The sequence below is a fragment of the Lysobacter enzymogenes genome (assembly GCF_017168095.1).
GTDB lineage: Bacteria > Pseudomonadota > Gammaproteobacteria > Xanthomonadales > Xanthomonadaceae > Lysobacter > Lysobacter enzymogenes_D.
In genome coordinates this window covers 2,083-9,456 of record NZ_LXSD01000386.1, presented here as the reverse complement: position 1 = coordinate 9,456, position 7,374 = coordinate 2,083, and the positions used below count along the sequence as shown (strand labels likewise).

The following is a 7,374-nucleotide window of genomic DNA, read 5'->3' as shown; positions in this document are numbered from 1 at the left end:
AACTGCTGCGGCTGGCGCCGACCGCGCGCTCGGAGCTGCGCTGATGATTGCGCCCATGAGCGCACGCCCGAGCCCGCACGCGCGCCGCCGCATCGCCGCGCCCGCGCTTGAGCGCGCCGGCGCGGCGCGGGATCATGCGGCATGCGCCGCGCCGACCGCCTGTTCCTGCTGATCCATGCCCTGCGCGGCCGCCGCCGGGCCATCACCGCGCAGCAGCTGGCGCAGACGCTGGAGGTGTCGCTGCGCACGGTCTATCGCGACGTCGCCGACCTGCAGCGCTCGGGCGTGCCGATCGAAGGCGAGGCCGGAGTCGGCTATGTGTTGCGCAAGGGCGCGGACATTCCGCCGCTGATGTTCAGTCCCGATGAGCTCGAAGCCCTGGTGGTCGGCAGCCGCTTCGTGCGCGCCTTCGGTGGCGAGCGCCTGGGCCGCGGCGCCACCGCGGCGCTGTTGAAGATCGAAGCGGTGCTGCCGCCGGAGCTGCGCGAGCGCGCCGCGCGCACCCGCATCTTCGCGCCGGCGCTGGACAACCGGCTCGAGGCCAGCGGCGTCATCGACGCGCTCTATGCCGCGGTCCAGCAGCGCCGGGTGCTGCGGCTGGCCTATCGCGACGGCGAGTCGCGCGCCAGCGAGCGCGAGGTCGAGCCGCTGTGCCTGTCGTTCTGGGGCGGCAGCTGGACCCTGGGCGCGTGGTGCCGGCTGCGCGCGGACTTCCGCAGCTTCCGCCCGGACCGGATCGCGGCGCAGGTCGCGACCGGCGAGACCTTCGCCGCGGACGAGCGGCGCGGGCTCGATGCGTATCTGCGTTCGGTCGGTTCGTCCTGGTCCGACCAGCTGTGAGCGCTCCGGCGGCCGCATGCGCTTGCCGGAGCGTCGCGCCGTTCGCGCCGGAACCGCGTCGCGACGCGGACGGTTCGGCCACAAGCTCGTGTCGGCGGGCGCGGGCTCGACGGCCGCGCCCGCGACGGCCGCGCGCGCGGCCGCAGATCACTGGATCCGCACCGCCTGCAACCGCGCCAGCTTGTCCGGATTGCGCATGATGTAGATGTCGCGCAGCGCGCCGTCCTCTTCGTAGCCGAAGCTGATCGCCGCCTCGATCCGGCCGGCGCGCTCCAGGATCACGCCGCGCGAACCGTTGAGGTCGACGAAGGTCCAGCGGTCTTCGCGGCAGGCCGGATGCAGCACCGAGGCGATGAAGCCCAATACCGCTTCGCGGCCTTCGATCGCCTGCGCCGCCGCGGTGGCCTTGCCGCCGCCGTCGGCGCGCAGGGCGATCTGCTGCGACAGCAGCGCCGCCAGCGGCGCGGTGTGGCCCTGCACGATCGCGGTCTCGAACGCGGCCAGCAGCCGGTCCTGCTGTTCGGCGGGCGTGACGTGGCGCACCCGCGCCTGCTCGATGTTGCCGCGCGCGCGCTGCACCAGCTTGCGGCAGGCGGCTTCCTCGATCTCCAGGATCTTCGCCACCTCGGCATGCGGCTGGTCGAAGATCTCGTGCAGCAGATAGGCCGCGCGCTCCTTCGGCGTCAGCCGCTCCAGCAGCAGCAAGAACGCGGTCGACAGCGACGAGGCCAGGCTCCACTGCGCTTCCGGCTCGCTGCCGGCGTCGGCCAGTTCGGCCTGGATCGGCTCGGGCAGCCACGAGCCGACGTAGTCCACGCGGGTGCGATGGGCCGCGCGCAGCAGGTCGATGCAGCGGCGGGTGCAGGCGGTGGTCAGCCACGCGGCCGGATTGTCGATGCCGGCGCGCTGCGCGTCGCGCCACTTGAGGTAGGTGTCCTGGACCGCGTCCTCGGCGTCGGCGCGCGAGCCGAGGATGCGGTAGGCCAGGCCGGTCAGCATCGGCGCGTGTCGGGCGAACAGCAGGTCGTCAGGGGAGGCGGTCATGGGCAGACGAGGCGGGAAGGCGAAGGGTTCCGGGTTCGACGATCCGGAGCGCGCGAGCGTGACATGGTCCGCACGCGAAGTGGTGACACGACGGTCGTGGGTTCACCGTCGCATACGAAACCGGCCGCAGCCCCCTGTAGGAGCGGCGCAAGCCGCGACCGCGACCCCGCGCCGCCCGGCGCGACTCAAATCACCCGCAACGTGATCGCCTTCAACACCGCCCGGGTGCGATCGCGCGTATCGAGCTTCTCCAGAATCACCGACACATAATTCTTCACCGTACCCTCGGCCAGGAACATCGCCTTGGCGATCTCGCGGTTCGAATAACCGCCGGCCATCAGCCGCAGCACCCCGACCTCGCGCTCGGTGAACAAGGCGCGCGGCGCGTCGTCGGCGTGGTAGCGGTAGCGCGCGCGCACCGGCTCGGTGCTGACCGGCTGCAGCAGGGTTTCGCCGGCCGCCACCCGCGCGATCGCCTCGCGCAGGTCGTCGGGCGCGGCGTCCTTGAGCAGGAAGCCCTGCGCGCCGGCTTCGGCGGCGCGCAGCAGCAGCTCGCTGTCGTCGAAGGTGGTCAGCAGCAGCACCGGGGTGCGGTCGCCGCGTTCGCGCAGCGCCAGCAGCGCGTCGATGCCGTCCAGGCCGGGCATGCGGATGTCGCTGAGCACCACGTCGACCGGCGTGCCGGCGAGCTGGTCGAGCAAGGCCTGGCCGTCGTCGGCCTCGAACGCGATGGCCAGGCCGAGGCGTTCGAGCAGGGCGCGCAGGCCGGCGCGGACCAGGGCCTGGTCGTCGGCCAGGGCGATGCGGATCGGCGCGGCGCTCATGCCGGCCTCGCGGCGGCGGCCGCGTGCGTGGAGGCATGCAGGGGAAAACGGGCGTGGATGCGCATGGAGCCTTCGGGACTGAGGGAGAAATCGACGTCGCCGCCGGCCGCCGCGACGCGTTCGCGCATGCCCGACAGGCCGTTGCCTTCGCGCAGCGGCGCGTGCGCGCGGCCGTCGTCGTCGATGCGCAGGTCCAGCGCGGCGCCGTCGCGGCGCAGCGCGACCCGCAGCTGCGCGGCGTCGGCGTGGCGCGCGGCGTTGGTCAGCGCTTCCTGGACCACGCGCAGCAGGGTTTCGGCCAGGGCCGGGTCGGTCAGGTGCAGGCGTTCGTCCAGCGCCAGGGTCAGCGCCGGCCGCGGCAGCGGCGCGGCCAGCGCGCGCAGCGCGGTCGCCAGGTCCAGCCCGCGCGCGTCGCGCAGCGCCTGGACCACGGCGCGGATGTCGCCGAGCAATTCGCCGGCCAACTGCTGCGCCACCTGCACTTCGCGGCGTTGCGCCAGATCCGGCTCGGCCGCCAGCGCGCGCAGGTTGAGCATCATCGCGGTGAGCTTGTGCCCGGCCACGTCGTGCAGCTCGCGCGCCATGCGCAGGCGCTCGGCGTCGCGCGCGCTGTCGGCGAGCAGGGCGCGGGTGGCGAGCAGGTCGGCGTTGACCAGGGCGAGGCGGTCGCGCGCCTGCTCGGCGCTGCGCGCGTAGTGCGCGACCAGCATGGCGAAGCCCTGGAAGCCGACGAAACACAGGGTGATGATCAGCGCGCCGCGGTGGCCGCTGTCGAGCAGGATCAGGTACAGCGCCAGATCCAGCAGCGCGGTCAGCGCGATCGTGCGGCGCAGCGGATAGTGCATCGCCAGCTGCGCGACCAGGATCACCAGCAGCGCCGGCGCCGCGCCGCCGCGCGAAGCCAGATAGCAGATGCCCAGCGCCGCCACCGCCTGCAGGCAGAACCACGCCCCGCGCCGCGCGCGCTGCGCGCCGAACAGTTCGTCGCCGAGAAAGCCGATCAGGAACGCGACCATCACCGCCCACACCAGCGGCTGCGGGGTGCCGCGGTCGTACGGCAGCGACAGGCCCACGCCCAGCCAGCTCAGCACGGCGGGCAGGTTCAGCGGTTGCAGCAGGGCGCGCAGCGGCGTGGGCATCGGCATGCGGCCATGCTGCGCGGCGGCTGCGGCGCTGGCAACGGGGCGGCGGCAGAAAATGACTTCCGGCAGGCCGCTTCGGCGCCCGCGCGGCCGCGGAGCGAATCGGCGCCGCCGCGCGAACCACATCGCCGCGCAAAAAGAAAGTGCACAGCGTTGAGGCCGCGATCGCGCTGCGCGACGCAACCGCGCCGGCGTAACGCGCATCACAAGCAGCGACCTCCCTCCTTCACGGCCATCCCGATGAACCTGTTCCTGCCCCGCGTCGCCGCATTGACCGCCGCGCTGTTCGCGGCCGCCGCCGTCCAGGCCGCCGACCCCCAGAGCGCGCCCAAACCCGCTCCGGGCAAGGGCGCGGACCTGAGCTGCCACGTCGGCGCCTACCGCCTCGACGACGGCCGCTCGGTCGCGCTGGGCCGCATCGACGACCCCGCGGCGCTGCGCTGGCGCCTGCTCGACGGCCGCACCGGCAAGCTCGCCGACAAGGACGGCGCGCTGGTCAGCACCCTGGGCTGGAGCGACCGCGCCGACGGGGTCAAGGTCGAGCTCGGCCGATGCGGCGAAGGCATCGTGTTCGACGGCCATCGCGGCGAGCGGCTCAAGTTCGACATCGTCGACACCACCTTCGACGGCGCCGGAGTCAAGCTGCGCGGCCGGCTGGTGCTGCCGGCCGGGCAGGACAAGGTGCCGGTGGTGGTGATGGTGCACGGTTCGGAGAACTACTCCGGCGTCGACCTGTACTACCAGCAGCATCTGTTCCCGACCGAAGGCGTGGGCGTGTTCGTCTACGACAAGCGCGGCACCGGCGGCTCCAGCGGCAAGTACACGCAGAACTTCCACGAGCTGTCCGACGACGCCGGCGCGGCGCTGCGCGAGGCGCTGCGGGTGGGCGGCGCGCGGGTCGGCAGGATCGGCTACCTCGGCGGCAGCCAGGGCGGCTGGGTCGCGCCGCTGGCGGCGAGCAAGACGCCGCAGGCGCAGTTCGTCGAAGTCGGCTTCGGCCTGGCCGACGGGGTGCTGGCCGAAGACCGCGATCAGGTCGTGCTGGACCTGCGCGCGGCCGGATTCGGCGATGCGGCGACGCTGCGCAAGGCGCGCGAGCTCACCGACGCCACCGGGCTGATCGCCTCGACCAACGGCAAGCGCGGCTGGAAGGAACTCGACGCGGCGCGGGCGAAGTATTCCAGGCAGCCGTGGTGGAAGGCGGTCAAGGGCGAGTACAGCGGCATGATCGCCAACCACACCCCGGCCGAGATCGCGGCCGAGTTCGCCAAGTACGATTTCGAAGTCAGCTGGGACTACGACCCGATGCCGGTGCTGCGCACGCTCAAGACCCCGCAACTGTGGATGCTCGGCGGCGACGACATCGAGGCGCCGTCGGAAGAAACCCAAAGGCGCCTGACCGCGCTCGGCCGCGCCGGCCGTCCGATCACCAGCGTGGTGTTCCCGCAGGCCGATCACGGCATCCTGGAATTCGAGAAGGACGCCAAGGGCGAGCGCCAGCACACCCGCACCGCCGAGGGGTATGTGCGCATGCAGCTGGACTGGATCAAGCGCGGCACGCTGGACGGCTGGCCGTACGGCACGGCCAGGCAGCTGGCCGGGCCGAAGTGATCCCGGGTGCGGCGAAAACCGCGTTGTGAGCGATGATCGCGGCGGCGCAAGCGCGCGCCGCGCGACCGGCATCGGCGTGGTCGGCGACGCGCGCCGGGCCCGGAGCGAAAATCACCGCGTTCGGGCCGAAGGTCCTCCCCCGCGACGGCTACGGTGGCCGGCGCGGCGGGAGGGCCTTCGCGCACGAGCTTTTTCCGCGCGAGCGCGGGAATTGCGCGGCGACCGAATCCGAGTGCTCGAATCCGCGCGCTCGCGCCGCGCCGTCCTTGCGTTCTGCGACAAGCCTGATGGCGAATGGTCATGACGACCTTCCGCATCGTGCGCGCCGCTTTACGAAGCGGTAACCGCCGCTTTACATCCGGCTGCGCGCAATCCACTAGAACGACTGCTCCCATCCTCGGCAGGAGCAGCCCCATGCGCATCACCCTCATCGGCGCGGGTTTCAGCGGCAGCGCGGCCGCCGCAGAACTGGCCCGCCGCGCCGGCCCCGGCGTGGAGCTGTGCCTGGTCGGCCAGCCCGAGAGCTACGGCCGCGGCGTGGCCTACGGCGAGGCGCGGCCGGAGCATCTGCTCAACGTGCGCGCCAGCGATCTGGGCGCCACGCCCGAGGCGCCGGGCGGCTTCGCCGACTGGCTCAACCTGACCGACCGCGCGCGCGGCAGCTACCTGCCGCGGCTGTTGTTCGGCGAATACTTGCACGCGCAGTTGCAGGCCGCGGTGGCCGGAAGCACCGCCGCCTTCAGCCAGATCCGCCACGAAGCCATCGCGGTCGAGCGCGCATCGGCGGGCTTTCGCGTGCACCTGGCCGACGGCAGCGATTTCCTCACCGACAAGGTCGTGCTCGCGGTCGGCGCGTTGCCGCCGCAGCCGCTGGCCGGGGTCGGGCCGCGGCTGGCGGTGCATCCCAGCTACATCGGCTGGCCGTGGCAGGACGGCGCGATCGACGCGATCGCGGCGGACGCGCGTTTGTTGATCGTCGGCACCGGCCTGACCATGGCCGATACGGTGGCGACACTGCACAAGCGCGGTCATCGCGGCCCGATCGTGGCGCTGTCGCGGCACGGCCTGCTGCCGCGCGCGCACGGCGAAAGCGCGCCGGTGCCGGTGGCGCTGCCGCCGGCGGTGCTGCACGCGCTCGACAGCCACGCCCCGCGCGAACTGCTGCGCGCGTTGCGCAACCTGGCGCCGGTGGTGGACGACTGGCGCAGCCTGGTCGATGCGCTGCGGCCTTATCTGCAGGCGTTCTGGGCCGGCATGCCGGCGGCGCAGCGCGGCGCGTTCGTGCGCCATCTGCGTTCGTACTGGGAAGCGCTGCGCCATCGCATCGCGCCGCAGCTGGCCGAGGAGCTGCAGGCCTTGCAGGACTCCGGCCAGCTGCAGATCCGCGCCGGCCGCCTGCTGCGCGCGCGCCGCGGCGACGACGCGGTGGAAGCGTTGATCCGCGAGCGCGGCGGCCAGCGCCTGCACACCGAGCGCTTCGACGTGCTGATCCGCGCGACCGGCCTGGACACCGACGTGGAGCGCACCACCCATCCGCTGATCGCGCATCTGCGCGAATCGGGCCTGGTGACCGCCGACCCGCTCGGCCTGGGCCTGCGCACCTCGCCGCAGTTCGAAGCGCTCGACCGCAAGGGCGCGGCGGTGCGCGGCCTGTACGCGATCGGACCGCTGCTGCGCGCGCAGTGGTGGGAAATCACCGCGGTGCCGGAGCTGCGCGTAGCGGCGCGCGACCTGGCCGAGCGCTTGCTGGCGACGGCCGCGGCGCCGCGCAAGCCCGCCGCGGTCGCCCTGGCCTGATCGAATCCGCCCGCAGCCCCCTGTAGGAGCGGCGCAAGCCGCGACCACGGGGCTTCACGCTCGCGCCGAAGCTTGCGCCGCACGCCGTGTTTCGCGGTCGCGGCTCGCGCCGCTCC

Annotated in this window: 6 protein-coding genes; 3 read left to right on the top strand and 3 right to left on the bottom strand. The window is 73.1% G+C overall.

Annotation, left to right across the window (positions count from 1 at the left end):
* The first annotated feature begins 141 nt into the window (after positions 1–141).
* On the top strand, positions 142–840 hold the full coding sequence (locus A7A76_RS15775; protein WP_206412078.1) for a helix-turn-helix transcriptional regulator: 699 nt from the start codon (positions 142–144) through the stop codon (positions 838–840).
* Between the two features lie 147 nt (positions 841–987).
* Here the strand turns inward: A7A76_RS15775 and sigJ are convergent, their stop codons facing one another.
* The 3 genes from sigJ to A7A76_RS15760 form a co-directional block, all read right to left on the bottom strand.
* Positions 988–1,884 (bottom strand): RNA polymerase sigma factor SigJ, encoded by an 897-nt coding sequence (sigJ, locus tag A7A76_RS15770; RefSeq protein ID WP_206412077.1) that lies wholly within the window; start codon positions 1,882–1,884, stop codon positions 988–990.
* 185 nt (positions 1,885–2,069) lie between these two features.
* Positions 2,070–2,708 carry a response regulator transcription factor gene (locus A7A76_RS15765; RefSeq protein WP_206412076.1) on the bottom strand — a complete coding sequence of 213 codons (639 nt, stop codon included), beginning with the start codon at positions 2,706–2,708 and terminating at the stop codon, positions 2,070–2,072.
* Positions 2,705–3,847 carry a histidine kinase gene (locus tag A7A76_RS15760; protein WP_206412079.1) on the bottom strand — a complete coding sequence of 381 codons (1,143 nt, stop codon included), beginning with the start codon at positions 3,845–3,847 and terminating at the stop codon, positions 2,705–2,707. The genes A7A76_RS15765 and A7A76_RS15760 overlap by 4 nt, the downstream gene beginning before the upstream one ends.
* A gap of 243 nt (positions 3,848–4,090) precedes the next feature.
* Here A7A76_RS15760 and A7A76_RS15755 point away from each other — a divergent pair, with 243 nt between their 5' ends.
* Both A7A76_RS15755 and A7A76_RS15750 read left to right on the top strand, forming a co-directional pair.
* Positions 4,091–5,461, top strand: a complete 1,371-nt coding sequence (locus A7A76_RS15755) for an alpha/beta hydrolase family protein (RefSeq protein ID WP_206412075.1) — start codon at positions 4,091–4,093, stop codon at positions 5,459–5,461.
* A gap of 414 nt (positions 5,462–5,875) precedes the next feature.
* Entirely contained in the window at positions 5,876–7,258 is a 1,383-nt protein-coding gene (locus A7A76_RS15750; protein ID WP_206412074.1) for an FAD/NAD(P)-binding protein, read from the top strand.
* Positions 7,259–7,374 lie beyond the last annotated feature (116 nt).

Coding starts and splice junctions, on each gene's coding strand:
- A7A76_RS15775 (WP_206412078.1), top strand. CDS start 142: ATGCGCCGCGCCGACCGCCTGTTCCTGCTGATCCATGCCCTGCGCGGC.
- sigJ (WP_206412077.1), bottom strand. CDS start 1,884: ATGACCGCCTCCCCTGACGACCTGCTGTTCGCCCGACACGCGCCGATG.
- A7A76_RS15765 (WP_206412076.1), bottom strand. CDS start 2,708: ATGAGCGCCGCGCCGATCCGCATCGCCCTGGCCGACGACCAGGCCCTG.
- A7A76_RS15760 (WP_206412079.1), bottom strand. CDS start 3,847: ATGCCCACGCCGCTGCGCGCCCTGCTGCAACCGCTGAACCTGCCCGCC.
- A7A76_RS15755 (WP_206412075.1), top strand. CDS start 4,091: ATGAACCTGTTCCTGCCCCGCGTCGCCGCATTGACCGCCGCGCTGTTC.
- A7A76_RS15750 (WP_206412074.1), top strand. CDS start 5,876: ATGCGCATCACCCTCATCGGCGCGGGTTTCAGCGGCAGCGCGGCCGCC.